23 protein-coding genes are annotated in these 25,505 nt (G+C 52.7%); 9 read left to right on the top strand and 14 right to left on the bottom strand.

Translation table 11 applies throughout. The annotated features are described in order from the left end of the window. Window positions 1-134 precede the first annotated feature (134 nt). A complete protein-coding gene (locus tag RJP21_RS21800; RefSeq protein WP_310861174.1) occupies window positions 135-902 on the bottom strand; it encodes a MerR family transcriptional regulator in 768 nt (255 codons plus the stop codon). Window positions 903-1,073: 171 nt separating this feature from the next. Next, a complete protein-coding gene (locus RJP21_RS21805) occupies window positions 1,074-2,114 on the bottom strand; it encodes a glycoside hydrolase family 113 protein (RefSeq protein WP_310861175.1) in 1,041 nt (346 codons plus the stop codon). 160 nt (window positions 2,115-2,274) lie between these two features. Between RJP21_RS21805 and RJP21_RS21810 the strand changes: the two genes are divergently transcribed. Next, window positions 2,275-2,733, top strand: a complete 459-nt coding sequence (locus tag RJP21_RS21810; RefSeq protein WP_310861176.1) for a MarR family winged helix-turn-helix transcriptional regulator — start codon at window positions 2,275-2,277, stop codon at window positions 2,731-2,733. Window positions 2,734-3,008: 275 nt separating this feature from the next. On the opposite strand, the gene RJP21_RS21815 is transcribed toward RJP21_RS21810, so the two are convergent. Beyond that, entirely contained in the window at window positions 3,009-3,620 is a 612-nt protein-coding gene (locus RJP21_RS21815; protein ID WP_310861177.1) for a PsbP-related protein, read from the bottom strand. A gap of 285 nt (window positions 3,621-3,905) precedes the next feature. Between RJP21_RS21815 and RJP21_RS21820 the strand changes: the two genes are divergently transcribed. Beyond that, window positions 3,906-4,580 (top strand): Crp/Fnr family transcriptional regulator, encoded by a 675-nt coding sequence (locus RJP21_RS21820; RefSeq protein WP_310861178.1) that lies wholly within the window; start codon window positions 3,906-3,908, stop codon window positions 4,578-4,580. Between the two features lie 84 nt (window positions 4,581-4,664). Then, a complete protein-coding gene (locus RJP21_RS21825) occupies window positions 4,665-5,225 on the top strand; it encodes a peroxiredoxin family protein (protein WP_310861179.1) in 561 nt (186 codons plus the stop codon). On the opposite strand, the gene RJP21_RS21830 is transcribed toward RJP21_RS21825, so the two are convergent. Then, window positions 5,167-5,865, bottom strand: coding sequence for an O-methyltransferase (locus tag RJP21_RS21830; RefSeq protein ID WP_160040369.1), 699 nt, complete (start codon window positions 5,863-5,865; stop codon window positions 5,167-5,169). The two genes, RJP21_RS21825 and RJP21_RS21830, sit on opposite strands and share 59 nt — an antisense overlap. A 172-nt stretch (window positions 5,866-6,037) precedes the next feature. On the opposite strand from RJP21_RS21830, the gene RJP21_RS21835 reads away from it, so the two are divergent. Continuing rightward, entirely contained in the window at window positions 6,038-6,928 is an 891-nt protein-coding gene (locus RJP21_RS21835) for a LysR family transcriptional regulator (protein WP_310861180.1), read from the top strand. Window positions 6,929-7,083: 155 nt separating this feature from the next. Here RJP21_RS21835 and RJP21_RS21840 read toward each other — a convergent pair whose 3' ends face one another. The 3 genes from RJP21_RS21840 to RJP21_RS21850 form a co-directional block, all read right to left on the bottom strand. After that, a complete protein-coding gene (locus RJP21_RS21840; protein WP_310861181.1) occupies window positions 7,084-7,617 on the bottom strand; it encodes an MFS transporter in 534 nt (177 codons plus the stop codon). Between the two features lie 155 nt (window positions 7,618-7,772). Continuing rightward, the gene (locus RJP21_RS21845; RefSeq protein ID WP_310861182.1) at window positions 7,773-9,437 is read right to left on the bottom strand and encodes an FAD-dependent oxidoreductase; all 1,665 of its coding nucleotides are present in this window, start codon (window positions 9,435-9,437) and stop codon (window positions 7,773-7,775) included. A 230-nt stretch (window positions 9,438-9,667) separates the two neighbouring features. Then, the gene (locus RJP21_RS21850; RefSeq protein ID WP_160040380.1) at window positions 9,668-10,582 is read right to left on the bottom strand and encodes a LysR family transcriptional regulator; all 915 of its coding nucleotides are present in this window, start codon (window positions 10,580-10,582) and stop codon (window positions 9,668-9,670) included. Between the two features lie 398 nt (window positions 10,583-10,980). Between RJP21_RS21850 and RJP21_RS21855 the strand changes: the two genes are divergently transcribed. Further along, window positions 10,981-11,193 (top strand): DUF2905 domain-containing protein, encoded by a 213-nt coding sequence (locus RJP21_RS21855; RefSeq protein ID WP_160040383.1) that lies wholly within the window; start codon window positions 10,981-10,983, stop codon window positions 11,191-11,193. Here the strand turns inward: RJP21_RS21855 and RJP21_RS21860 are convergent. Continuing rightward, window positions 11,190-12,806, bottom strand: coding sequence for a response regulator (locus tag RJP21_RS21860; protein ID WP_310861183.1), 1,617 nt, complete (start codon window positions 12,804-12,806; stop codon window positions 11,190-11,192). The genes RJP21_RS21855 and RJP21_RS21860 overlap by 4 nt on opposite strands. After that, window positions 12,799-14,571: a sensor histidine kinase gene (locus RJP21_RS21865; protein ID WP_310861184.1), complete on the bottom strand. Its 1,773-nt coding sequence runs from the start codon at window positions 14,569-14,571 to the stop codon at window positions 12,799-12,801. The genes RJP21_RS21860 and RJP21_RS21865 overlap by 8 nt, the downstream gene beginning before the upstream one ends. Window positions 14,572-14,810: 239 nt before the next feature. Between RJP21_RS21865 and RJP21_RS21870 the strand changes: the two genes are divergently transcribed. From RJP21_RS21870 to RJP21_RS21880, 3 genes are read left to right on the top strand one after another with little or no spacing between them, the layout of a single operon-like run. Beyond that, window positions 14,811-15,752 carry an ABC transporter permease gene (locus RJP21_RS21870; protein WP_236575506.1) on the top strand — a complete coding sequence of 314 codons (942 nt, stop codon included), beginning with the start codon at window positions 14,811-14,813 and terminating at the stop codon, window positions 15,750-15,752. 15 nt (window positions 15,753-15,767) lie between these two features. Continuing rightward, entirely contained in the window at window positions 15,768-16,730 is a 963-nt protein-coding gene (locus tag RJP21_RS21875; protein WP_310861185.1) for a carbohydrate ABC transporter permease, read from the top strand. A gap of 56 nt (window positions 16,731-16,786) precedes the next feature. After that, a complete protein-coding gene (locus tag RJP21_RS21880) occupies window positions 16,787-18,286 on the top strand; it encodes an ABC transporter substrate-binding protein (protein WP_310861186.1) in 1,500 nt (499 codons plus the stop codon). A 249-nt stretch (window positions 18,287-18,535) separates the two neighbouring features. On the opposite strand, the gene RJP21_RS21885 is transcribed toward RJP21_RS21880, so the two are convergent. The 5 genes from RJP21_RS21885 to RJP21_RS21905 all read right to left on the bottom strand — a co-directional run bounded on the left by RJP21_RS21885 (window position 18,536) and on the right by RJP21_RS21905 (window position 23,997). Then, window positions 18,536-20,209: a glycoside hydrolase family 13 protein gene (locus RJP21_RS21885; RefSeq protein WP_310861187.1), complete on the bottom strand. Its 1,674-nt coding sequence runs from the start codon at window positions 20,207-20,209 to the stop codon at window positions 18,536-18,538. Window positions 20,210-20,457: 248 nt separating this feature from the next. After that, complete coding sequence (locus RJP21_RS21890) at window positions 20,458-21,468, bottom strand: LacI family DNA-binding transcriptional regulator (protein ID WP_310861188.1); 1,011 nt, start codon at window positions 21,466-21,468, stop codon at window positions 20,458-20,460. A 268-nt stretch (window positions 21,469-21,736) separates the two neighbouring features. After that, entirely contained in the window at window positions 21,737-22,360 is a 624-nt protein-coding gene (locus RJP21_RS21895) for a GyrI-like domain-containing protein (protein WP_310861189.1), read from the bottom strand. Between the two features lie 135 nt (window positions 22,361-22,495). Then, window positions 22,496-23,458 carry a helix-turn-helix transcriptional regulator gene (locus tag RJP21_RS21900; RefSeq protein ID WP_310861190.1) on the bottom strand — a complete coding sequence of 321 codons (963 nt, stop codon included), beginning with the start codon at window positions 23,456-23,458 and terminating at the stop codon, window positions 22,496-22,498. Continuing rightward, window positions 23,455-23,997, bottom strand: coding sequence for a GNAT family N-acetyltransferase (locus tag RJP21_RS21905; RefSeq protein ID WP_310861191.1), 543 nt, complete (start codon window positions 23,995-23,997; stop codon window positions 23,455-23,457). The genes RJP21_RS21900 and RJP21_RS21905 overlap by 4 nt, the downstream gene beginning before the upstream one ends. A 184-nt stretch (window positions 23,998-24,181) precedes the next feature. Here RJP21_RS21905 and RJP21_RS21910 point away from each other — a divergent pair, with 184 nt between their 5' ends. Beyond that, the gene (locus RJP21_RS21910) at window positions 24,182-25,351 is read left to right on the top strand and encodes an oxalate decarboxylase family bicupin (RefSeq protein WP_310861192.1); all 1,170 of its coding nucleotides are present in this window, start codon (window positions 24,182-24,184) and stop codon (window positions 25,349-25,351) included. The last annotated feature ends 154 nt before the right edge of the window (window positions 25,352-25,505 follow it).

The raw sequence follows: 25,505 nt of genomic DNA on the forward strand, positions 1-25,505 counted from the left end.
CAATTCCATTCCTTTGTCAACGGGCGAATCCATTTTTTTCAAAAAAAAAAGACCGGCTTCTGTCTGGTCTCCCAAGCAGATCGGCGATCTTATTCCTTGTATGATTTTTTACTTCGTGCTTTTGCAGTCCCGATTTAGGACTTCTTCGTCCCAGTATAAACCAGAATGGCGTCCCGAAGAAACTCCGCCGCTCCCGGCTGTTTCGCATCATAATAAGCCTTGAAGCGCTCGTCATCCACGTACATTTGGGCCAAGCCCACATGCGCCTCTTTGCTGTAATCGCTCCAGTAATACGTCAACCACTGCTTATGCAGGTCTGCCGCCTTCTGGGCGAGCTCACCGGCAGGATCTCCGGTTTGATAAGCCTGCCCGAGCGTGGACAGCACCTCATCGGCCAGCCGCGACACTTCCTCGTACTGCTCCTTGGTCATATTTTTCACCTTGGCGTTCGAACGGTCAACGGCCTCCTCACCGTATTTCTCCCGGATTTCCTTGCCGTATTTCCGTTCGTTATCGTCGATCAATTGTTGTTTAAAGCCTTCAAATTTCTGCTGATCCGTCATGGTCATTCTCCCTTCCTGATACTGAATCGTTCGTTCCACGTTTGCAATCAGCTGATCCAGCTGCCTGCGTTTGTCAAGGAGCTTCTCACGATGTTCCTTCAAGGCGTCGCTGCTGTTAAAAGAAGGCGAGGACATCAATTCCTTGATGCGGTCAAGGCTTACATCCAGCTCTCTGAAAAATAAAATTTGCTGCAGCCTGTTCACCTCAGCCTCTCCATAAATCCGGTACCCTGACGAATTGATCCTTGCCGGCTTAAGAAGATTAATTTCGTCATAATACCGCAGGGTCCGGGTACTGATGCCCGCGAGCCGTCCCAGCTTCTGTACGGTGTATTCCATGTGGTCACCTCCTGACATTTTTCACTGTACACCTTTACGCAACGTCAATGTCAAACCCTATTTTGCCCTAAAACAAAAAGGGCTTACAAGGCGGACCTTCCGATTGAAAGCCATGCCGTGCAGCCCATGAAATGCACATCGATGCAAAAGGAAGCCAAAGCGTCATCAGCCTTACGGCTGTTTAAAAAGCTCGGCCAGCGCCGCAAAAGACGCCTTCGGTTCCCATGGCATCCCGGGATAAGCTGCCCCTGTCTGCCCGCCTTTTAACGTGCGCACGACACTGTAGCTGGCCGTATCCAAGTTGAGGGGAGGCTCTTCGTCATAGGGATAGCTTGGCATGGCAAACGTAAACCAAAAAGCACCGTTCACCTGCTCCTCGTGAAAAATGTCCAACAGCTCGTTCATGTAACGAATCTGGACTTCTTCGTCCCTAATGAAATCCCCCTTTAGGCGTTTAGGGGTTGAATTGTGATCCACGACGTTCCAGCCGTAACCCCCTTTGTTCTCCGCCCCCCGGTACGTGCAACAGCCGAACTCCGAAATGACCACCGGCTTACCGGACTTGAAATAGTCTCTCAGCTTTTTCCGGTAATGCTTGTAGTTGTGCTCATCACGGTAATAATCCACGGATACGATGTCAAACAGTTCCCAATCCACTTGTTCCCACGGGCCTGAAGCATACGTCAGTTCCCCTTGGAAATGCTGCCGCACGACTTTTGCGGTTTTGGCCAAAAAACGATTCAAGCTCTTGTGAAATGAGCCTTTCCGCACGGTGCTTAGGAGCAGACGCCAAGGATGCATCATCGTCCGGATCCGGTCGAATGAGGTATCACCGTCGATGAACCCTTTCATAAAAAAAGTCAGCTCGCACCCGGCGACGAATACGACCTGCGGCGATTGCTTCCTTAAGGCTTCCGCAGCCTTTGCGCATTCCTCGAAGTAGTTCAGCATCCCATGTTCATCTTCATCGATTAAAGCCGGCGAAAACCACACCTCAAGTCCCTGCCGAAGGGCAAACTCCGAAGCGGCAACCAGCCTTGGAATGTCCCTGCCGGATATCCGAACGGCGCTGCAGTGCAGCTCCTGCTTGATGATTTCCATTTCTCGCTGAACGATGGACGGATCGAATTCGTCCCTTGAGGATTTTTCTTTCCCGCGTGTATATGTCCCTACATCATAATTGATCCCTTTCCGCTGCAGGTTATGGCCCATGATAAGCATCTCCTTTTAAACAAACTTAAAATGATTATGGTAAATTAATATTTACTATTAATTTGATTTTTTTCGTTATTATGTGGATAATAATAAATATGTATTTACCATATGTCAACTTTTCAAATTTTAATCTTTGTCTGTAAAGGAGAACGATCCTATGAATACAAATTCCGGGGAGCTGGCCGCATCCTATATCCGGTTGATTCCGCTTCTGCACCGCAAATTTGACGTACCTGCCGCACGCAAAACGGCTTCGGAACTGACGCATTTGCAGTATCATATTTTGGAGGAGCTGTACCATCAGCGCGAGGGCATGTCCATGACCCGGTTAGCCAGCCGGATCCATGTATCCAAGCAGCAGCTCACTCCGCTTATGTCCAAGCTGGAAGAAAAAAAATACGTTGTGAAACAGCCGGATGAACGGGATAAGCGCCAGATCGGGTTGGAATTGACCGCGAAAGGGGAACTCACCGTGACAAAGCGCTGGGAAACCTTCCACCAAGGTCTGTCCAAGCAACTGGAACGGCTGAGCGAAGAAGATCGAAACGACCTAGGGTATTGCCTGGGGAAGATGGCGAAAATCCTCGGCAGGCTGGATGATGAAGATCGACCGTGAAAGCCGCCGATTTCCCATAAACCTCCTTCAAATGTCAAAAGCCTTCCCCGCTGCAGTGAGCGAAGGAGGCTTTGGTTTGACTCAAAAACGTTACTGGTCGTTCCGGCGATCGGGAAAAGGCTCACTTTTACCACTTGCCCCGTTCCCAAAAATTTGCATGAATATCGGACGGCGCTGCTCGTGTCATCTTATCGCCCTCTTCCAACGATAAGAAGGCCGTCCCGCGGCCATATCGTTACGGCTGTGGAACGACCTTCCTTTGAAATCGTATATCGTTATTTGATCTGAATCGAATTGACAATGTTCTCCGCCGTCGAATTGACGGCATCAAACTGATCTGTCGGAGCGGTGAAGGTGAGGATGTACATATTCCCTTTTTCGATGACCGTATATTGAGCCCATTTCAGATCAACTGCACCTTGCTTGCCGGTATAGACAAGCTTCAGCGCGTCGTATTGGCCGGCCTTTGCGCCCTCGTTGGATTCAAGCTTAAAGTCGGTAATAACCTTCTTAAGCTGCGCTGCAGACGCTTTCCCCAAGTCCTTCAACGACACTTTCTCGCCGCCCAGGGACTGCGCCACGAAGGTGACGTTCTCGGCGAACGTGTCTTGCTTATCGGCTAGAGGGGACATGAACGCAGCGAGTACGCCCATCACGTTCTCTTGTATCGTCCAATCCTTTGGATACTTCAGCGTGACACCGAAGTCGGAATTCTCGTAAGTCTGGCCGTCGGCCAAAGCCGAGCTTGCCAAAGTTAATGCCGACGGATCGGTACCTCCCGATTTTTTGGAAGCACCATCATTTCCGCTGCCGCATGCGGTAAGCGCAATCGCCAGTCCTAGCGGAAGGAGCCATTTACCCCATTTTTTCGTTTGTTGCCAAATCATCTTTATATCCCCTAAAGTATATAACGTTCGTTTGTGAGAGGAAATAAAGAACCGGTTCTCTTATACTCTCGATTTCGTCTTTCCGGAGACAAAGATTTATATCGGGTTTTCACCGCCTGAAGTGAATGCCTTTTTAGGGAATTTTTAACTTTCAACACAGATTTATCTGCAGACAGAAATAATCACCATGTTCATCTTGCCTGTAATGATATGATAGAAGCCAAGGAAGTGTGAAGGATTGAAGCCATGCATAAGCATATAGATGAATCGAAAGGATAGAAAAAGATGAGCATAGTGACGATGAAAGATACGAACCTGCTCGAGGTTTTCCCCTCCCTCAGCGGTCTTTCGCAGGAGGAATGGACAAATGCGCAGCCGTTCGTAAAGCGGTTCCCGGCCAAATCAAAAATATTCCACCGCGAGGATGCGGCGGTGTACGGCATGTTTCTGCTCAGCGGAACGGCCCGGATTACGGTGATTCACGAAAACGGGGACGAATCGGTACTAAACAGGCTTTCTGCGGGAGAAATCTGCTCGCTGCTTGTGCTTAGCGGTCTGAGCGGGCGGGATTATCCCGGCTCTTTGATTGCCGAAACGGACGTGGACGCGCTATTCGTACTTCGAAGCCGTTTCTTGCACTGGGTACAGTTCCACGAACCGTTCCGCAGCACCGTTTTCGGAGGTTTGCTCGAAGGTACGCTCCGGATGATCGACATGATGGGGGAAAAGGAGCGAATACCCGTAGAAAAGCGGCTCGCCAGAGCGCTGTTGCGCGTTACCACGGATCAGGAGCCGCTCGTAGCCGCGACGCATCAGGAGTTGGCCGAAGAAATCGGTTCGGCGCGCGAAGTCGTGTCCCGAACCCTGCTAAAGTTTGCGCGCAGCGGCTGGATCGAAACCGGACGGGGCTGGGTGAAAATCATACAGAGAAACAAACTCGAAGATCTTCTTTGTGACTAGGTCACAGAAGGGGCGGCAATTTCTCTGATAATATTCGTGTACGGGCAAAACGCCCTTAAACGAAATAGTCAGGAGGAATTCACGATGAACAATCAGCTACGATCCGGAGACGCCGCCCCGCGGTTTGAAACGACAGATCAGAACAACAACGCTATCACGCTTGACCAGTATTCGGGACGTAAAATTCTGCTTGCCTTTTTCCGCAACTCCGCTTGCGCTTTATGCAATTTACGGGTACGGCAATTTATCCGGCGATATGAAACATGGAAGCGCCAAGGGATGGAGATCGTCGCCTTTTTCGAATCTCCGGAGGCAAACCTCCACAAATACGTAGGGCAACAGAATGCCCCTTTCCCGCTAATTGCCGATCCTCAAGCCGAAATCTACGCGCGGTATGGCGTCGAATCATCGGAAGCGAAAATGAAGGCCACGTTAGCGCAGCCGGACATTCACGAAATTACGGCCCGGGTTGAAGCAGCCGGATTCAAACTGATTCCGGAGGAAGGCTCCAACTTCAACCGGATTCCGGCCGAATTTCTGATCGATGAACAAGGGATCGTTCAGGTCGCCTACTACGGCAGTCTCATTACCGATCATTTGCCTTTTGAGGCGATTGACCGGTTTGCTGCACAATCCCGATCATAAAACCGTCATACCCTTTGCTGCCCACCGTCTGAATCGCGGTCGCCGATATGCGCGGGTCCCCGGCGATCATATCGAAAAACGTCCTTACCCCTTTCACCCGGGGATCGGTGCTGTGGCGGTTCGCAACTTCCCCGTCCCGGACGACGTTGTCCCCGAAGATGACGGTTCCGGGACGGGAGAAATGCAGCGCCCACTTCAAATATTGGGGGTTGCTCGGCTTATCCGCATCGATAAAGATGAAATCGAAAGGCTCTTCGCCCGCTTGCGCCATCTTTTCCAGCGAATCCAAAGCGTTTCCCGTCCGGACCTCGATGGTTTGCTCCAACCCCGCCCGTTTAATATTGGCTTTTGCCACCTCGGCATGACGGGGCTCCAGCTCCAAGGTGACGATTTTTCCGTCGTCAGGCAATCCTCTCGCCATCCAAATGGTGCTGTATGCGCCAAGCGTCCCGATCTCCAAAATGCGCTTCGCTCCCTTCATCTGCACGAGCAGCTGCAGCAGCTTTCCTTGGGTTCCCGTCACGTCGATCTCCGGCAAATCCGCATTTCGGTTTGCGACAAGCACGTCATCCAGCACATGGTCGTTCGGGCACAGCAAATCCGTCATATACTCATCCACTTGCTCCCAGGTTTGTTTCATGTTCTAACTCCTCCTTGGATATCGGTTTTAGAAAAAGCCGCTCCTCTTAATCGCAAGTTGCCGTGAGGAATCGCTTTTGATTTTATTGTAGTGGGAATATAATGATATGAATAATATATCTTTCGACTATTCTCATATATTTAAGTTATGAATCATTCGAGGTGGAAATACGATGAATTTGCATGCCTTGCGTTTGTTCCATGAGATTGCCAAAACCGGCAGCGTCACCCGCGCCTCCGAGCTGCTGAACATCAGCCAGCCGGCGATTACGGCCCAGATCAAAAAATTCGAAAAAGAGCTGGCTTTAACGCTTCTGGTGCCGCAGGGCCGCGGCATCGCGTTGACCGATGCGGGGGAACAGGTCGCCGTTCTGGCCAAGCGCCTGTTTGCCGTCGAGCAGCAAATCGAGCAGTTTGCCAAAGATTACGGCCAGGGAACGTATGGGCAAATCCGTTTGGCGGCGACCTACCTCCCGGCACAATTCCTGCTTCCGTCCTGGCTCGCCAAATTCAAGCAGCAATACGAGCATGTCGAGATGTCCATTACGACGACCAATTCCAGCGGAGCGCTGAAGCAGCTGCTGAGCGTCGATGTGGATTTGGCGATTTACGGCGGGCTGCCGGAAGATTATCCGGATTCGGTGCACACCGAGGAATTGTTCGAGGACGAGCTGTGGTTCGTCGTGGCGCCAAGCCATAAATATGCGGGCCGCCATGTCTCGCTTCATGAAATGATGAAGGAGCCTTTCGTGATGCGCGAGGAAGGAAGCTCCACCCGGGAAAGGCTGCTGGCATTATGCCGGACGTACAGCGCGCCTGCCCCCAAAATCGCCTTGCAGTTCAACGGGCTGCACGAGGCGATTACGGCCGTCATTGCCGGATACGGAGCCAACTTCGTATCTTCCCTGGTCGTTCGCGAGCATGTCGCGCGAGGCGAATTGTGCCGCGTATACGTCGAAGGCATCGAGCTGAAAAACGTCATCGCGATCTGCACACGCAAAAACGAGCCGCTAAACGCAGCGGCCCGTCATCTGGTGGAGCTGATTCGCAAAAATCCGCTGTAATCCCGTCCGGGAGCGAACTTACGTTTTGAACGAAGGATTATATACCGCCTAATCGGTCCTAATCGGTGCTATTCGCATCCCTGCCGACATGATAAAGCGGAAGTACAGCCAAACAACCGGCCGCCAGGAGTAAGCCCGCGAACCCGTATACCCATTCAAGCGGGAACATGTTTTTGAAAACGCCCGACAATCCCGTCATAACAAGCATCGCTCCCGACATGAGCGGCGTGCGGATGCCCGTGACCGAACAGCGCCTGCAAAAGAGACATAACCGGCTGGGCCAACTCGTCGGCGACGTGGATTTTAAACCATTTCATCCCCGACGGCTGCGAAAACTGGGAGAGGACGGAGGACACAAGCGTCGCGAGGAACACCGCCTCCCAGATGCCGCTAAGGAGCGCAAGCCAAACGGCGCCCGCCGATGCCGCGCTCAGCAAATCGCAGCCGACGAGCGTTTTCCGGGCCTTCCACCGGTCGGCAAACACGCCGCCGATCAACGTAAAAATGAACATCGGCGCGTATTCGGCAACCGAAACAAGCGATACGTAAAGCGCATTTCCCTCCGTCTTGTCCATTACGTAAAGCAGGATCGCAAAATTCCGCACCCAGATGCCCAGCTGTGAAAAAACGTTGGAAATCAGGATGGTGCGGATAAAGCGATGACGAAACAACTTCAATGAAGATAACACAGGTTCGACTCCTCCCTTCCCGGATCTTAGGACTCCATCATGAGGCCTCCTCCAAGGTAAGAGTCAAATGAAAAAATGCCGGAATTGGACGGTAACCGTAAAAAAACCTGATCCTGCATCGAGGATCAGGGCTAAAAGGCCGAATGCCCGCATGTTTATGGCTTTTGTTCGGCAAGGTATGAAGCTGCAACATACCCAAACGTCATGGCCGGTCCAAGCGTTGCGCCCGGGCCGGGATACGTTTCGCCCATGACGGCGGCGGAGCAGTTGCCTGTCGCGAACAGCCCTCCGATCGGCGTGCCGTCCTCTTTGAGCACGCGCGCATATTCGTCGGTCACGAGCCCGCCTTTGGTTCCGATGTCGCCCGGTACGACGGGAACGGCATAAAACGGTGCCTTGGCGATCGGCGCCAGGCTCGGATTAGGCAGCGTCGGGTCGCCGTAATACCGGTCGTAGGCGCTTTGTCCGCGCCGGAAATCTTCGTCCACCCCTCTTTCGGCCATCCGGTTAAACCGCTCGAACGCCGCCGTCAGCTTGGCGGGATCCATGCCGATTTGCCCTGCAAGCTCGGCCGGGGTGCCGCCTTTTTTCACGAATCCGTTTTCCAGCCACCGTTTCGGGAACGGCTGGCCCGGGAACAAGCCGAGGAAGATGTAGCGGTTTTTCGCCCGCTGGTCCAAAATCATCCACGATGGGGTTGTTGGGGCCTCCGGCTTGTTTTTGGCATACATCGTATCAACGAATTCATGATAAGGCACCGCTTCGTTGACGTACCGCTCTCCGGTTCCGTTTACGACCATCATGTTCGGAATGCCGCGGTCGGCCACGAGGAATAACGGTTTTTCCCCGGGCGGAACCGCCGAAGGGGCTCCCCAAACGCGATCCATCAAATCGATGCCCGCTCCCAATCGAAGCGATGCGGCAAGAATGTCGCCGGTTTGGCCTTCGGCCGCCGACGTCCACTCCGCCGAGGTCGGATGGGGCAAATACCGTTCCCGGAGCGGCTGGCTGTGCGAAAATCCGCCCGCAGCCAGGATCACGCCCCGCTTGGCTTCGATCCGGACCGTTTTTCCGTTTCGTATCGCAAGAATGCCGGTGACGCGTCCCCCTTCGGTGACGTACTCCGAAAATGCGGTCGACAGCCATACGTCGCCTTTTGCCTCCATCAGCGATAGCCTCAACCTTCCGATCAAGGCCTCTCCCAAAGCGGCGGGACGGTATCCCGTAAAAATCGAGCGCATGAGCCGCATCCCGATTTTCAACGACGTTTTTTTGCCGATCCAGGTTCGGGTGATCATGTTGACTTTATGGAATTCGTACGCGTTCATGACCATGCCGTAGGTCGGAAGATTTGCGCGGCGCATGTTGTTACGCTCTTCCCCGAGCTTCTTCAGGTCAAACACGATCGGCTCCACCGACCTTCCTTGCGGAAAACCGCCGGGCGCTTCGGGATAATAATCCGAATAACCCGGAATGTATTTAAAGCGGACATGGTTTGTATGCTCATGCAAATATTTCACCATTTCGGGCCCGCGGGTCAAATAGGCGCGTTTTCTCGCTGCCGGCACTCTGTCGCCGACGGTCGCATCAATGTAGGCTTCCGCCTTTTCCATCGTATCTTTCAGCCCGGCCCGTTCGAGATATACGTTGTTAGGAACCCAGATCGCTCCGCCGGACAAAGAACTGGACCCGCCGAATTTATCCGTTTTTTCGACCACAAGCGATGAAAACCCTTTCAATCGTGCCGTCAACGCGGCCGTCAAACCGCCCGCCCCGGAACCGACAACCACTACATCGTAACTTGCATCCCATTTCTCCATTTCGCATCCCCCTTATCACGTTTTCTTCAAAATACGCGCAATCGTCCATGAAGCGATATGTACCTGTTTATTTTCTCAAGCTTCGTTTTTTCCACGCATCATTTTGTGTCTATTACGTGAATTTATGGTCACAATGTAAATATAACAAAAGGCAATCGCCAATGGAAGCAAAAAAAAAGCCTTCAGCCCGGAAGGCTGAAGGCGGGATATGCGGCTGAAGACGTAATTTTTTAATCTTGATGATTATCCCCGATGGCTTCGTGAAGGGCGTCGATGTACGCCAAAGCCAGCTTGGAGAGAGCGGCGTTCTGGTGGCAGATCCAGCCCACGTTGATCGATTCCTCGCAGTCCAGCGGGACCGGGATGATTTCGTTGCCGTTTAAATCCGCGCTCAAAACGCCGGTTGAAATCGTGTAGCCGTTCAGCCCGATCAGCAAATTGAACAAGGTCGCCCGGTCGTTGACGCGGATGCTTTTCGGATGCGACAGGGTGCTCAAAATTTCCTCCGAAAAATGGAACGAGTTGTATTCCCCTTGCTCAAACGACAAATACGGGTATTCCTCCAATTGATCGATCGTGACGATCGACTGTTTGGCGAGCGGGTTGTGGATGCTGATGAAAATGTGCGGTTTTGCCGTGAACAGGCTCGTAAATTTCAAGCTCGCGTCTTTCAAAAGACGGTTGATGACCTTGCTGTTGAATTCGTTTAAATACAAAATGCCGATTTCGCTGCGCTGTGTTTTGACGTCTTGAATGATTTCGTGGGTTTTCGTTTCCCTAAGCGCCAGCTCATATTCCTCCTGCCCGTATTCCCGGACCAAGTTCACGAACGCGTTCACCGCAAACGCATAATGCTGCGTGGAGACGGAAAAATGCTGCGGCGCCGGTTTGGCATTCAAATATCTGCCCTCCAAAAGCTCGGCCTGTTCGATGACCTGGCGGGCGTAACCGAGAAACTCGGCCCCTTCCTTCGACAGCGTAATGCCTTTGTTGGTCCGCTCGAAAATGGTGATCCGAAGCTCCGTTTCCAGCTCCTTGATCGCATTGGACAGGCTGGGCTGGGAGATGAACAGCCGTTTGGCGGCTTCGTTCATGGAACCCCGGTTCGCGACCTCGATGACGTATTTCAACTGCTGCAGTGTCATGGATTATAATCCCTTTCCTGATATACTATAAGGGTAAAAATGCTTAGCGAAATTTTTGCTTGGTATTGGCTTAAGATCATAATAGTAATTTACAAAAAGCAAAAGTAGCGGAGGGGACGGAATCGATTCTTGCGAAGCTAAAAGCTTTTTGAAAAAAAGCTTCTTCGGAAGCATATGCAGCGGTCGCCTAAGAGCTTTCCGAAGGAAAGCTAGCATCGGAAGCATAAGCCGTCTCCGAATTTCTACATACAAAAAAACTATGATCATGAAATTTGGAGGCGGGCAGCGATCGGAAGAACGATCCGTAACTGCAGCGGCCACTTTGTACACATGAAAAACAAATTATGATCTTAAGCAAATATTATACCAAAATGTACGTCTGTGAGGTGAATCCCGTCATGCCCAATGCATCCAAAATCCTGATTATCCTCGGCCTCGTCCTGATTGCGGCCGGCTTGATTTGGTGGCTGGTCGGACGCTGGCTCCCGCTCGGACGTCTGCCCGGGGACATCGTCTACGAAAAGGACAACGTCAAAGTTTATTTCCCGATCGTCACCTGCCTTATCATCAGCGTCGTCGGCTCGCTGCTGTTGATGCTGTTCCGCCGTTAGGCCTGCTCGTCGCGGCACGCCGACATTTTCACCATATTGCGGAATTCGGTCGGCGACATGCCGGCATATTTTTTGAATTGCCTGTAAAAATACCCCGGCTCCAAATAACCGACGCGCCGCGAAATTTCGCTCGTTTTCAGCAAGGTGTCCGTCAGCAGCGCCTTCGCCTGCTTGACGCGGTGCGAGTTCAGATAGTCGCTGAAGCTGACTCCCGTCTCCTTCTGAAACAGCTGCCCCAAATAAAACGGATGCACGTTAAATTCATGCGCAAGCGTCTTGAGCGACATTTCCTCCGCATATTTCGTGCGGATCTGATGCAGCACCTGCTTGATGACCGGACTGAATTCGTCCTCCTCGACCGACAAATAATCGATGGCCGCATGGGCGATGAATTTGACGTGCTGCGCCAGCCTGCCGAGCGTCTGGGCTTTGAACAGCGCCGTAAACAGCTGCTTGTATCCGCTCGTCGCCAAATCGTAATTCAGCTTGTTTTCCTTGACGACCTGCTTGGTGCAAAGCACCAGCTCGACGGCCAAGTTACGGATATGGACCGGGGATACCCGGTTTGATTGTCTCACGGCAAACAAATGATCGATATATTCGTCGACGGCCGCTTTGTTTCTTGCAAGCAGCCTTTTTTCGTATTCGAGCGTATCCGGCGCCGTGCAAGCGATGGCGTCGTCCGGCGGGGCCATGCGGCTTGCGGTAATGATTTCTCCTTCCTCGTCCGTCAGGAAAAATTCCTGCAGCCGTTTGGCCAGGGCGTAGCTTTGCGGCAATCCCAGGTAACCGGATTCCATGCCGCCGAGCGTTATCATGACGCGGGTCCCCCGCTCCTTCAGGGCGGAACGCATTTGTTCCAGCTGCTCCAAAATCCCGGCCTGCAGCGTCTTTGGATCAGATCCGGAATAAACGATGATCACATCCCCCTCCAAATCGCAAAAACAAATGCCCGGCCTGACGTTTCCCGCGCTTTCCGTCAGCTCCCTGCACAAGGCGTACACCTCGCGGTTATTTTGGCGCGCTTTGTACCACGGAGACTCGCCGGCAGGTTCCTCCATTTCGGCGATCTCCCTGACGACGGCGGCTGCGTAGCAGGACAAATCCGACGGTATGTCGAGGAAATCCAGCCGGTTTTTCAGCTCGGCCGGATCGATCCGTCCCGCTGCCCAGCGGTTCATGACGTTGTCCCGCAAAATGTCGAGCTCTTCCGCGTTCAAACAAGCCGAGCACTCGGCGTTGTTTATTTTTTGGACGGTGCTTTGTATCGTCTCCGCAAGCTCCTTCATGTTGACCGGCTTCAGCAGGTAATTTTCGATGCCGAGCTTCATCCCTTCCTTGACGTAATTAAACTCGTTGTATCCGCTCAGCACGATAAATTTCATGCCCGGGTGAAGCGGTTTTAACTTCCGTATCAGCTCCAGGCCGTCCATTTCGCGCATCATGATGTCGGTAATCAGTATGTCGCACCCGGTTTCCCGAAGCTGCTCGTAAGCCTCCTTGCCGTCGTACGCCTTGCCGCACAGCGTCGTCCCCAGCTCCTCCCATTCGACTGCGTTGTTTAAGCCTTCGAGTATAAACGGCTCATCGTCCACAATAAACACGCTACGCATACAATCGTCCTCCTTGCACCTTAGATGGCAGTTTCATGGTGATGACTGTTCCCTGCCGGTTTTCCTCCGAAAGCTCCAGCCCATAACGGTCACCAAAGCAGATTTTGATCCGTTCATGCGTATTGATCAGCCCGATCGAGGCCGAAGGCTCCGCCGGCGCCCCTTGCAGACGCCGCCTGATCTCCTCCCGCTTCTCCGGCGGGATGCCTCTGCCGTTATCCTGTAAGGTAATGACCAGATCGCCTTCCCGAAGCTCGGCCTGGATCGAAATCCGGTTATCCGATCGCGACATGACCAAACCGTGGACGATATAGTTTTCAATAAGCGGCTGGATGGACAGCTTCAGGACCGGCATATTCATCAGTTCGGGCTCCGCATCGATTTCGTACGCAAAATTGTTCACGTACCGGATGCGGAACAGATCCAGATACAGGCTGCAGTATTCGAGCTCATCGGCCAGCGTAACGACCGTATCGCTTTTGACCGAATACCGGAACAGCGTGGATAAAATATAAATCATCTCGCCGACATCATCCGCTTTTTTCGAAAGGGCGCGCATGCGGATGGCTTCCAGCGTATTGTACAGGAAATGCGGCTTGATCTGCGCCTGGAACGCCACGAGCTCGGCCTGCTTCTGTTTGATCTCGGACACGTATACCCGGTCGATGTATTTCGTCAGATCCGCGCACATCTGGTTAAAACGGTCGGAAATTTCATACAGCTCATCTTCCTTTTCCACCGGAATCCGTACCGACAAGTCGCCGTTTCTCGCCTTTTCAAGCGCTTTCATAATCGATCTCGTCCGCCGGGAAAAGTTGACGATCGTAAACCGGGCGAGCACCATCGCCCCAACGATGCATATGCCCGTCACCAAAAACAGCGTATTCCGAAGCCCTCTCAAGCTTTTCGCGATTTCGGCTTTGGGAATGACCCCGATCACGTAATAGCCGAAACGGTTCGACACCTGAACGTTCGTATAGGAAGGCTCTTCAAAGTTCTGAACGTCGGACGAAGAAGAAAGCCTGGACAGATAGGGATATTTTTGACCGTAATAACGGCTGGACGAATCAAACAGGACTTCTCCCCCGGGCGTGACCACCGCAACGTATCCTTTCAATCCGCCCCAATCCGTCACGTATTCGCCGTACATGCCGCTCAGATCATAATCGATGATCAGGTTGCCGATGCTCTCCTGCTGGGTGAGGCTGTTGATGTTGCTGACGGTCGTGAAGCTTTTGTCGGAAATGACGTACTGCTTCAGCGCCGACTGCAGGTCTCCGTTCACGTAGTAATAGTTTTGGGTATCCCGGGTCAGGAGCAAAATGAATTTTTTGTTTTCGCTGTACAGCGCGACCATGCGGATGTCCGGGTAGTTGTTCAGCTGCAGCCGCAAATAGGACATGATGTCCCGTCTCCGGACGCCGGTTTCGCCGTATTTTTCAAGCCGGTCGTCCAAATATTCGGCAAAATCGCTCCGCAGGAACGAATAAACGTCCTCCAGCAGCGTTCCCGATTCATCCCGGTAGATTTGCTGCACGATCTGCTGCGAGGTGGCGTACCGCATGTCCAGGTATTTGCTGATGTTCGACAATATGCGGTTGTTGAATTCCAGCTCCTTGGTCGCCTGCACGTTCAGCTGGTACATGTAGACGAAGCCGGACAAGCTGGCCAGCGACATCACGGTGATGATCGAGTAGATAAACACGATTTTGTTGAACAGTTTTTTCCTGAAATGTATTTTATAAAAATCCACCAGCTTCTTCATGCCGAAAACATCCTTTTCCTTGAAGTGTCCGTTTTATTGAATGCGCTTTCAACAAGGCGATGGTTCCCGTTTCGCTTCATCTATTAACTTACCATAACTTGGTCGCGATCGGCTCATGCCCACCGAACTAATCTTTGCTTTGTGCATCATATGTTTGTTTTTTTCACTTTAGGGAGCGCTTACACCTGCGGTAGATTAGGGTTATCAACCAACTCACATCAAAGACAGGAGGAGCTCTCATGGAAAAGGGGCCGATGCGCTGGCTCAGGACGCTCAGCCGCAACAAAGCGCTGCTGCTCATGGTGCTTCCGGGAACGGTATGGTTCATTCTCTTCTGCTACCTGCCCATGCCTGGCGCGGTCATCGCTTTCAAGGACTACCAGTACGACACCGACGGTTTTTTGGCGAGCATACTGCACAGCGACTGGGTCGGGTTCAAAAATTTTGAATATTTGTTCAAAACGGAAGACGCCTTCATCATCGTTCGGAACACTTTGCTTTACAACGCCGTCTTTATCGTGCTCGGGACGGTTCTCTCGGTGCTGGTGGCCATATTGGTCAACGAGATCGCCAGCAAAAAAATGGCGAAGATCTATCAGACGGGCATGTTCCTCCCCCACTTCCTTTCGTGGGTTATCGTCAGCTATTTCGTGTTCAGCTTTTTAAGCGTGGACAAAGGCGTACTGAACCAGCTGCTCAAATTTTTCGGCGCCGACCCGGTATTCTGGTACTCCGAAACGAAATACTGGCCGTACATTCTCGTCATCGTCAACCTGTGGAAAGGTGTCGGGTACGGAAGCGTCGTTTATTTGGCCGCCATCGTCGGCATCGACAAATCCTATTTTGAAGCCGCCATGATCGACGGCGCGAGCAAATGGCAGCAAATCCGCAAAATCATGATCCCGATGATCACGCCGATTATCGTCATCATGTTCATCCTCGCCATCGGCGGCATATTCCGGGCGGACTTCGGGCTGTTCTACCAGGTTCCGCGGGATACCGGCGCCTTGTATCCGGTCACGAACGTCATCGATACTTTCGTTTACCGCGGTTTGAAGGTGACCGGCAACATCGGGATGAGCACCGCCGCAGGTTTGTACCAATCGGTCGTCGGCTTCGTGCTCGTCATCGCCACGAATTTTATCGTTCGAAAAATCAACAAAGAACAGGCTTTGTTCTAAAAGGAGGCATGCCGCATGGAAAACAGCGTAATCTCCCGGCAGCCTGCAAGCAAGCCGGACAAACGCTTCAAAAAAACCAGGGATTTCCACCGGCTCTCGCCGCTTTGGAACGCGGTGGCGCATCTGGTCATCGGGCTGTTCTCCCTCGCCTGCGTGTATCCGTTTCTGTTCGTGGTCGTCATCTCGCTGACGGACGAAAAAACGCTGGCGCTGAACGGGTACAGCATTTTCCCGGAAAAATGGTCGTTTGACGCGTACCATTATATTTTCAAAACGGGCGACCAGCTGCTCCGCTCTTACGGAGTTACGATTTTTATCACGATCGTCGGCACGCTGATAACGGTGGCGATCGTCTCGCTTTACGCTTACGCCATATCGAGGACCTACTTTAAATTCCGCGGCATCTTTTCGTTTATCGCGTTTTTCACGATGCTGTTCGGAGGCGGCCTCGTCCCTTCCTACATCGTCGTTTCCCAGGTGCTGCACCTGAAGGATACGATCTGGGCCTTGATTTTGCCGATGAGCGTCAGCGCGTTTTCGATCCTGATCATGAGGACGTTTTTCAAAACGATGGTTCCCGACGCGATCATCGAATCCGGTAAGATCGACGGGGCAGGCGAGTTTCGCGTATTCTTGTATCTGGTCCTTCCGATTTCCCTGCCCGGACTCGCCACGATCGGCCTGTTTGCGGCGCTTGGATATTGGAACGACTGGTTTAACGCGCTGCTCTACATCGATAACGCCAAGCTGCTGCCGCTGCAGTCGCTGCTCATGAAAATCGAAACCAACATCCAGTTTATTTTGCAAAATTCCGCGATCGGCAGCGGCACGGACCGTTCGGCCATCGCCCAAAGCATGCCGGCGGAAACGACCCGCATGGCCATGGTCGTGCTTGCGACGCTGCCGATCATATTCGCTTATCCGTTCTTCCAGCGCTATTTCGTGCAAGGGCTGACGATTGGCTCTGTGAAGGAATAGTCATCACATAGATCCACTTTTTAAAAACACTATCGAAACAAGGGGATGAAAAAGAAATGAAAAAAAGAAGAGGATTGACGCTGCTGCTCAGCCTGTTTCTTCTGACATCCATGGCCCTCGCCGGCTGCGGCGCCAAGGATAACGGCGGCTCCGGGACGGCAGGCACCAAAACCGAAACCGGCGGCGAAACGAAAAGCACCGAAAAAGAAAAACCCGTCAAGCTGATCTGGTACACCATCAGCGGACCGCAAAAGGATCAGGACAAAGTCATGGCCGAAGTCAACAAATACGTCGGCGAAAAAATCAATGCCGAAATCGACCTGCGCCTGATCGATTGGGGCGACTACTCCCAGAAAATGCAGGTCATCGCCGCTTCCGGCGAACCGTTCGACATCGCCTTTACCTCCTCCTGGGCGTTCAATTACGTAGAAAGCGCAAGAAAAGGTTATTTTTACGAGCTCGACGATCTGCTGGCGAAATACGGCCAAGGCATCACCAAAGCGCTGAACCCCGCTTTCCTGGAAGGTTCGAAAGTCAATGGACACAACTACGCCATTCCGACGAACAAGGAGCTGCCGGCTCAGGCCGTATGGCGCTTCAACAAAGTGCTCGTCGACAAATACAAGCTCGACGTTTCGAAAGCGAACACGCTCGAAAGCCTGGAGCCGATGCTGAAAACGGTAAAAGACAATGAGCCGGACGTATACCCGATCCCTTCCAACATCGGGCCTTACCTGCCGTATGACTTCGCGCTCGAAGGCCTGCCGGTCGGCGTGTCGATCGACGCGAAGGATTTTAAGGTCGTCAACGTATGGGATACGCCGGAAGCGAAGCAGGTATTCGATACGATGCACAAATATTACCAAGCAGGTTACCTGCCGCCGGACGCCGCAACCAAACAGGGCAACGAGCATGAAAAAACCGGAAAATGGCTGGTCGATAAACAACATACCGTGCCTTTCGCCGACATTTTGTGGTCCGATTCCCTTGGTTATCCGATCGTTTCGTCGCCGATTCACGAGCCGATGGTCTTCAACTGGTCCGTCACCGGTTCGATGCAGGCCATTTCCGCCAAATCCAAACATCCGGATAAGGCGATGGAATTCCTGAACCTGCTGAACACCGACGCTTACCTGCGCAACCTGATCAACTACGGCCTGGAAGGCGTTCATTACAAAAAGCTGTCCGAAGACACGTACGAGCCGATCCCGGATTCCGGTTATTCCATGCCTTCCTTCACCCTCGGCAACATGTTCCTGCTTTACAAGCTGAAGGAAGATCCGAAGGACAAATGGGAGCAGTACGAAAAATTCAATTCGTCCGCAACCAACGCGCCGCTGCTCGGCTTCCAGTTCGATCCGACGAACGTGCTGACCGAAATCGCCAACGTCAAAAACGCCGTGGACGAATACGGTCCGTCCCTGAACACCGGTTCCGTCGATCCGAACAAGGTGCTTCCGAAAGCGATCGAAAAGCTGAAAGCGCAAGGCATCGACAAAATCATCGCCGAGTGCCAGAAGCAGCTGGACGAATGGAGAGCGCAAAACAACAAGTAACATGCTGATGGATTCATGGGAAGCAAATTAACCCGTTAGTTTGGCCTTGGCTTCAAAGCCGATCCAGCTACTTCGCGGGGCCCTCCGGAAATTATGCATTCTTATAGATAAATAAAGCCAAGCGGCAAGGCAACTTCGCAGCCTGCGGAATGAAAGCATTCATTCTTTTCGGTGCGGACAGAGCCTGTGTCCCTTGGCTTTTCCTTTGATTAAAACCAATTTTAATGTTTTCCGATCCCCGATTGAATGTTAATTCAATTTCAACACCTGGGCTTCAAACGGCCGCAGCTGCAAACGTCTTGGATCCGCTTCTTCCGGCCATGCATAGTTCCCGATCAATCTTTCATACGAGTCAAAAGCAACGGCCTCCGGGAGTTCGAACGTGACCGGATCGGCAAAAAAGTTAAGGACGATCAGCAGCCGCTCTTCTCCCAAGGTCCGTGTATACGCATAAATGCGCTCGTCTTCCTCCAGAAGGACGTCATACCGGCCGTATACGATCACCTCGTGCCGCTTGCGCAGCTCGATGAGCTGCCGGTAATAATGAAAGACGGAATCCGGATCGCGAAGCGCTTCTTCCGCGTTAATTTCCTTATAATTCGGATTGATCTTCAGCCATGGCGTCCCTGTCGTAAAACCGCCGTGCAAAGAGGCATCCCATTGCATCGGCGTACGCGCGTTGTCCCGTCCTTTGCTGTAAATCGAAGCCATGACGTCTTTTTCCGCACGCCCGGCTTCAAGATACTCCTTGTACATGTTGATCGTTTCGATGTCGCGGTACTCGCCGATGCCCGCGAACTTCACGTTGGTCATCCCGAGTTCCTCGCCCTGGTAAATATAAGGCGTTCCCTGGAGCGTATGCAGCAGCGTCGCGAGCATTTTGGCCGATTCCTTGCGGTATTTGCCGTCATCGCCAAAACGGGAAACCATGCGCGGTTGGTCGTGGTTGTTCAGGTACAGGCTGTTCCAGCCTTTGCCGTCCAGCCCGACCTGCCATTTGCCCATGATCCGCTTGAAGTCGACGAGCTTCCAAGGCGTGACGTTCCACTTGCCTCCCGGCCCGGCATCGATGTCCATCAATTCAAACTGGAACACCATGTTCAGCTCGCCCCGATCCTCGCCCACATACAAGGAAGCTTCCTCAGGCGAAACGCCCGGCGTTTCCCCGACGGTCATGATGTCGTATTTGGAGAGCACCTCCCGGTTCATTTCCTGCAAAAACTCATGGATGCGCGGGCCGTTCATAAAAAATTCGCCGCCGAAGTTGTATTTGCCGCCGCCTTCCGCGTCCGGCAGTCCCTCCACCTTGCTGATCAGATTGATGACGTCCATGCGGAAGCCGTCGACGCCTTTTTCCAGCCACCACGTCATCAAATCGTAAACTTCGCGGCGAACCTTCTCGTTTTCCCAATTCAAGTCGGGCTGCTTCGTAGAAAAAAGATGCAGGAAATACTGCCCAGTCGCTTCATCCTGCTTCCATGCCGATCCGCTGAAAAAAGACGCCCAGTTGTTCGGCTCTTTCCCGTCTTTGCCGTCCCGCCAGATATAATAGTCGCGATAAGCGTTGTCCTTGGATTTGCGGGATTCAACGAACCAAGGATGCTCATCGGAAGTATGGTTGACGACCAAATCCATGATCAGCTTCATCCCCCGGCCGTGCAGTTCCCGGAGAAGCCGCTCCCAGTCTCCGATCGTTCCGAATTCGTCCATGATCGCTTGATAATTGCTGATATCATATCCGTTGTCGTCGTTCGGCGATTCATAAACAGGACACAGCCAGATGACGTTCACGCCCAATTGCTCCAAATAATCCAGGCGGGAGATGATGCCCGGAATGTCGCCGACGCCGTCGCCGTTGCTGTCCTGAAAGCTCCGAGGGTAAATTTGATAAACGACGCTTTCTTTCCACCAAGTTTTTTTCATGTTGATTCTCTCCTTTTTCCTATCATATTGTTCCAAATATGAAGCTGCAGCAAAACGAAACGAAACGTAAACGTTTACTATCTCTTCCAAAAGCAACTGCCGTTTCGTTTCCGGCAATCATCTCCTTTATGGAATACGATTTTTGAAACAAAACGTTGGCAACTCACCAATCGAAATCGTAATGATTCGTAATGCATTATTTCATTTTACGTAAACGTTTACTAAATCATTGAAAAAATCGGCCTCGTTTAAGGCCAATTCCGAACGGTTTGCCTTTCGACAAGGCGATGGCTGACAATGCGGCTGGACACTTGTCCCGTCCCTTCGATCAACGAAATCAGCATGTCGGAAGCGAGGCGCCCCATCTCCGTCAATGGCTGATGAATCGTCGTAAGCGGCGGAAAAATCATCCTCGCGATGCTCAAATCGTCGTAGCCGATGACCGATATGTCCTCGGGAACCCGGATTCCCCGTTCAAGGGCAAGTCCCATCGCCCCGATGGCCATTTCGTCGCTGGCCGCAAACACCGCCGTAAACGGCGGCGCTACGGCAAGCAGCTCCTCCATCGCCCGGCGTCCGCTGTCCAAGGCGAAATCGCCGTAGGCGACCCTCGACTCCGCAAAGCCGATGCCGTTGTCTTCCAATGCCTGCCGGTACCCCTCCAGGCGGGGAATCCCGGCAATTTTGTCCGTCTTGGTTCCGCCAATCATCGCGATTTGGCGATGTCCCTTCTGAATGAGGTAATCCGTCGCCTGATAGGCTGCCTGACGGTCGTCTACCTTAACGAACGGAATCACGTGCTTCTGCGACTGCGTACTGACGAGCACGACGGGGACGCCCATCGCCTTGATCGCCTCGTAATACTCTTCCTTCAGAAATTCGCTCGTAAATACGATCCCGTCGACCTGCTTCTCGCGAAGCACCTGAAGGTACTTCATCGTTCGTTTCCCGTCTTCGGCCGTATTGCAGACGATGACGCTGAACCCCTTATCGTTCGCCACATCTTCAATGCCGCGCAGCAAATCCGACGAGAAGCCGCTGGACACGTCCGGGAACAAAACCCCGATCGTCTGGGTGCGTTTGTTGACCAGCCCCCTGGCAATGGCATTCGGTTGATAACCGAGTTCTTCCACGGCCGCCAGCACCTTTTGTTTCGTTTTGTCCGAGTAGCCGGCAAGATTGTGCAGCACCCGGGACACGGTCGCGACCGACACGCCCGCCGCCTTGGCTACGTCTTTGATCGTTGGAGGATTCACCATGTTTTTATAACCTCCTTTGTCAAAATCCCGTTATGCAATTAAAAACGTCTGTCGACGTACGTTGTCCGTAAACGTTTAACTAAAGCCAGTATACGAACCCTTTGGAACCTTGTCAACGTCCTTGCAAAGGTTATTAAAGTTCCCCGGACTGGTGCGGAAATGCCCTGATGTTGATTTTTAGGCAAAAGAAAAACCACCTTGTAAGGCGGTTTATTCACATAAATCTTCCGTAAGCAGAAACACGCTGTCGAATTCAAAATTCCGGATCTCAGGGTTTGTTTACAGGGAATCTTAACACCGTTTTCATCTTTGAACGTTCAGTCTTGCGGGGATCCGACAAATAAATTTCCCGATGCATTTTGCTTGAACGGATAAATCCATGTTCGGTACAAAAGGCTTCCATCCGCGAAAAACTTTCCGGCTCATCGTCAAAGCTTCCCATATGCATCATCTGGCAGCTCAATCCATCTTCCACATGCTCGAACCGGACTTTGTCAAGGAACGGATTTGTTTTTTTCCTTTTTGTCTGTTCCAAAAATCGCTCGAACATTTCTTCCGTCAAAAAATCGGGTTGGCGTATCATGATCGTATACTTCAAATTGTTTTTGTCCGTTGAGGGTTTGGACCGATCGAGCAAATCCCATTCGCCCTCAAGCGGAAAAACCGTATATTCATAATATCCGGCGGGTACATCTCCGCTTTTGTAAGACATTCGCACGGCATAACTCATGCTGTACAAAGCTTCTGTCGCCTTCGCGAATTCTTCGCCGTTCGGATCCCCGGATCCGCTGACCATAAAAAACGGCATCTTCGGTACGACTACAATTTCCGGCACCGTTTTTGGCAGATAGAGCTCCTTATAATCTTTTTTGTAATCTACCTTCGTACTCATAACATGCATCTCCTTATGAATATAATTAGCCGCATTTCCCGATGCCATATACCGTGGCAAACACCTGGGATGCTGGGATTCAGCCTTGCTCTAATATTACACAAACATCCCTGACAACAAGGTTGTCAGGGATGTTTAGGATGATCCGTAATATCGGGACAAGTCGGCCGCGAGATCCGCCATAGCCTGCTTGAGACGAAGCGGCTCCATGACCTGAACCTGCCTGCCGTAGGACAGCAGCACATGCGGGAGCCACTCAAGCATCAAAGCTTCGGGCATCGCCATGTCGAGAAAATGATGTTCACGCCCGATGCGGCATCCCTTTAAAAACCACAGGCCGGCAATGGAGTCCAGCACGTCGCTTTCGCCGCGCAACCGGACGGCGGCCTCCCGTTCTTCGGGCCGGGCCCGCATCGCATCTTCTTCGATATATTGCCGGATGGAGAAGCTTTCCGGTTTCACAAAGCGCTGCCCGGTTTCGGCCGCCGCTTTGATCCGGTCGGCGCGAAAAATACGGATCGCCTGCCTTGCATGGCAATACGCGGCCAGATACCATCGGTTCGGACGGTAAAAAAGCCCGTAAGGGTCTATCCGCCGTTCTTCGCCGGAATCGCTGCTTTGCTTGACATACAACAGGGTCAGCGTCCGGTTGTCCGCAACGGCTTGTTCCAACGTCCGCAGCATCTTCTGCAGTTCGGGGGAGGGCTCGGCATGCTGAGCCGCAAATCCCGACGTATGGCGCCGCAAATCCTCCTGCTGGTATTCGTTCAAGCGCTGCTTGACTTTGCCGAGCGCCCGCTCCAATGCATCCGCATAGGGATCTCCCGCCTGGCGAGCCAGCTCGACCCCATGCGCCATCGCCTTCAGCTCCGACAGGTCGAAAAACAGCGGCATGGCCAAAAACGAATCCGGCAGGCTGAAGCCTCCGCCATGCCCCGCCTCGGATATTAGAGGCACTCCGCTCAGGCCCAGCACGTCCATGTAACGGTAAACCGTCCGCACGCTGACCTCAAGCTCCGCGGCGATTTGTTCCGCGGTCAATTTTCCCTTTGTCCGAAGCAGCCATAAAACGGACAGTATGTAGTCCAGTTTCGTCATGCCAACCCCCGGTCTCCCGGCAGGAGAGAATACGCATACGTATCATGCGATACGCCTGATTGGAACATGTAATGCCGAAGGAGGCCTTCTTCCCGAAACCCAAGCTTGATCAGCATCCGGCTTGAGGCCGCGTTTTCCGTATATACAACGGCACCGATGCGCGCCAGGCTCAAAGCTTCGAACCCATAGGCAAGTATGCATGCCACAGCCTCCGAAGCGTACCCCTTACGCCAATGATCCGGGTGGATCTCATACCCGATTTCCGCGCGCCGGTGCTTGGGCGACCAAGCATTAAAGCCAACCGTGCCGATCAAGCCCGGAGCGTCTTTTCGCTCGATCCCCCACCGGATGCCGCGTTTTTCGCGGTAGCTGTCGGCGAAAAAACCGATAAGCCGCTCCGCTTGTTCGCGATGTTCAAAAGCGTCCTGACCATAGTAACGCATCGCCTCGCCGTTCGAGAAACACGCAAAGATGCTTTCCGTATCCTCTTTCGTGATTTCCCTTAAAATCAACCTCTCCGTTTCAAGCTCAGGGAACATTTCATGCACATCCTTAATGAGAAATAATAGCGAATATTTTACCGAATATGATGCCACTCCTTGGCAACTTTTGCAAAGGTTTTAAGGAAAAACGCGCGAAACCTCATAATGCCCAGGCTTCTGTCATACACATCTCACATCCAGGTATAGCGAAACCATGTGCTTCCTCAGGAGGAATGGACCGATGAGAGACAACCCGGAACATCCGGCCGGCAATAACGGACAAATCCCCCAGCCCATTCGCAGCGATGGCGCGGGCGGACCGGACTGGGGACCCCGAGATGTGTTAAGGGATATGGAAAATCCCGATATGTTCGTCCCCCCGGCCACCGATGAAGGGCTTCTGCCGAACCTTAAGTTTTCCTTTTCCGATACCCATATGAAGCTGGATCAAGGCGGCTGGTCGCGGGAAGTGACCGAGCGGGATCTGCCCGTCGCCAAAACGCTTGCCGGCGTCAACATGTATCTTACGCCGGGCGGCGTCCGCGAAATGCACTGGCACCAGCAGGCCGAATGGGCTTACATGATCCTGGGCAGCGCCCGGGTGACGGCCGTCGACCAGAACGGCCGGAATTTCATCGCCGATATCGGCCCGGGCGATTTATGGTATTTTCCGGCCGGCCTGCCGCACTCCATTCAAGGGCTTGAGAAAGGCTGCGAATTTCTGCTTGTGTTCGATGACGGCAGCTTCTCCGAATTGAACACGCTCTCCATTTCGGATTGGATGGCCCATACGCCCAAAGACGTGCTTTCCGCCAATTTCGGCGTGCCCGAACACGCCTTTAACCGGCTTCCGGACGAACAGGTTTACATGTTCCAAGCCCCTGTCCCGGGTTCCCTGGAAAGCCAACGCGTCGAATCCCCATACGGAACGGTGCCGCTCAGCTTTAAGCACCGGCTGCTCGCCCAACCGCCGATCGTGACTCCGGGAGGAAGCGTGCGGATCGTCGATTCCTCGAATTTCCCGGTGTCCAAAACGATCGCGGCCGCCTTGGTCGAAATCAAACCCGGCTGCATGCGCGAGCTTCACTGGCATCCCAATCAGGATGAATGGCAGTATTATTTGACCGGGCAAGGAAGGATGACCGTATTTGCCGGCAACGGCGCGGCAAGAACCTTCAATTACAGGGCGGGTGACGTGGGCTACGTTCCTTTTGCCTTCGGACATTACATCCAGAATACCGGCACCGAAAGCCTGTGGTTTTTGGAGATGTTCCGAAGCGACCGGTTCGAAGATGTGTCCCTGAACCAGTGGATGGCGCTGACGCCAAAGGAGCTTGTCGGCGAAAACCTGCATGCCGGCCCCGAGCTGCTTGATGCGCTGCGCAAGGAAAAATGGCCCGTCGTTAAATAACCGTCTGACCGGCATGTTCCACCGAGGCCACCCTCTGCTTCTGCTGATGCAACATGTAAGACGATCGGCATCCCATGGCATTGGCGCAAAAAAAAACATCGCCGCCTTCGAAGCGGCGATGTTTTTGCGTTCGTTTCGCGGAGTCCGCAGCAGG

Source organism: Paenibacillus sp. VCA1 (assembly GCF_031583795.1).
GTDB classification, from domain to species: Bacteria; Bacillota; Bacilli; order Paenibacillales; family Paenibacillaceae; genus Paenibacillus_AQ; species Paenibacillus_AQ albilobatus.

Coding starts and splice junctions, on each gene's coding strand:
- RJP21_RS21800 (WP_310861174.1), bottom strand. CDS start 902: ATGGAATACACCGTACAGAAGCTGGGACGGCTCGCGGGCATCAGTACC.
- RJP21_RS21805 (WP_310861175.1), bottom strand. CDS start 2,114: ATGGGCCATAACCTGCAGCGGAAAGGGATCAATTATGATGTAGGGACA.
- RJP21_RS21810 (WP_310861176.1), top strand. CDS start 2,275: ATGAATACAAATTCCGGGGAGCTGGCCGCATCCTATATCCGGTTGATT.
- RJP21_RS21815 (WP_310861177.1), bottom strand. CDS start 3,620: ATGATTTGGCAACAAACGAAAAAATGGGGTAAATGGCTCCTTCCGCTA.
- RJP21_RS21820 (WP_310861178.1), top strand. CDS start 3,906: ATGAGCATAGTGACGATGAAAGATACGAACCTGCTCGAGGTTTTCCCC.
- RJP21_RS21825 (WP_310861179.1), top strand. CDS start 4,665: ATGAACAATCAGCTACGATCCGGAGACGCCGCCCCGCGGTTTGAAACG.
- RJP21_RS21830 (WP_160040369.1), bottom strand. CDS start 5,865: ATGAAACAAACCTGGGAGCAAGTGGATGAGTATATGACGGATTTGCTG.
- RJP21_RS21835 (WP_310861180.1), top strand. CDS start 6,038: ATGAATTTGCATGCCTTGCGTTTGTTCCATGAGATTGCCAAAACCGGC.
- RJP21_RS21845 (WP_310861182.1), bottom strand. CDS start 9,437: ATGGAGAAATGGGATGCAAGTTACGATGTAGTGGTTGTCGGTTCCGGG.
- RJP21_RS21850 (WP_160040380.1), bottom strand. CDS start 10,582: ATGACACTGCAGCAGTTGAAATACGTCATCGAGGTCGCGAACCGGGGT.
- RJP21_RS21855 (WP_160040383.1), top strand. CDS start 10,981: ATGCCCAATGCATCCAAAATCCTGATTATCCTCGGCCTCGTCCTGATT.
- RJP21_RS21860 (WP_310861183.1), bottom strand. CDS start 12,806: ATGCGTAGCGTGTTTATTGTGGACGATGAGCCGTTTATACTCGAAGGC.
- RJP21_RS21865 (WP_310861184.1), bottom strand. CDS start 14,571: ATGAAGAAGCTGGTGGATTTTTATAAAATACATTTCAGGAAAAAACTG.
- RJP21_RS21870 (WP_236575506.1), top strand. CDS start 14,811: ATGGAAAAGGGGCCGATGCGCTGGCTCAGGACGCTCAGCCGCAACAAA.
- RJP21_RS21875 (WP_310861185.1), top strand. CDS start 15,768: ATGGAAAACAGCGTAATCTCCCGGCAGCCTGCAAGCAAGCCGGACAAA.
- RJP21_RS21880 (WP_310861186.1), top strand. CDS start 16,787: ATGAAAAAAAGAAGAGGATTGACGCTGCTGCTCAGCCTGTTTCTTCTG.
- RJP21_RS21885 (WP_310861187.1), bottom strand. CDS start 20,209: ATGAAAAAAACTTGGTGGAAAGAAAGCGTCGTTTATCAAATTTACCCT.
- RJP21_RS21890 (WP_310861188.1), bottom strand. CDS start 21,468: ATGGTGAATCCTCCAACGATCAAAGACGTAGCCAAGGCGGCGGGCGTG.
- RJP21_RS21895 (WP_310861189.1), bottom strand. CDS start 22,360: ATGAGTACGAAGGTAGATTACAAAAAAGATTATAAGGAGCTCTATCTG.
- RJP21_RS21900 (WP_310861190.1), bottom strand. CDS start 23,458: ATGACGAAACTGGACTACATACTGTCCGTTTTATGGCTGCTTCGGACA.
- RJP21_RS21905 (WP_310861191.1), bottom strand. CDS start 23,997: ATGTTCCCTGAGCTTGAAACGGAGAGGTTGATTTTAAGGGAAATCACG.
- RJP21_RS21910 (WP_310861192.1), top strand. CDS start 24,182: ATGAGAGACAACCCGGAACATCCGGCCGGCAATAACGGACAAATCCCC.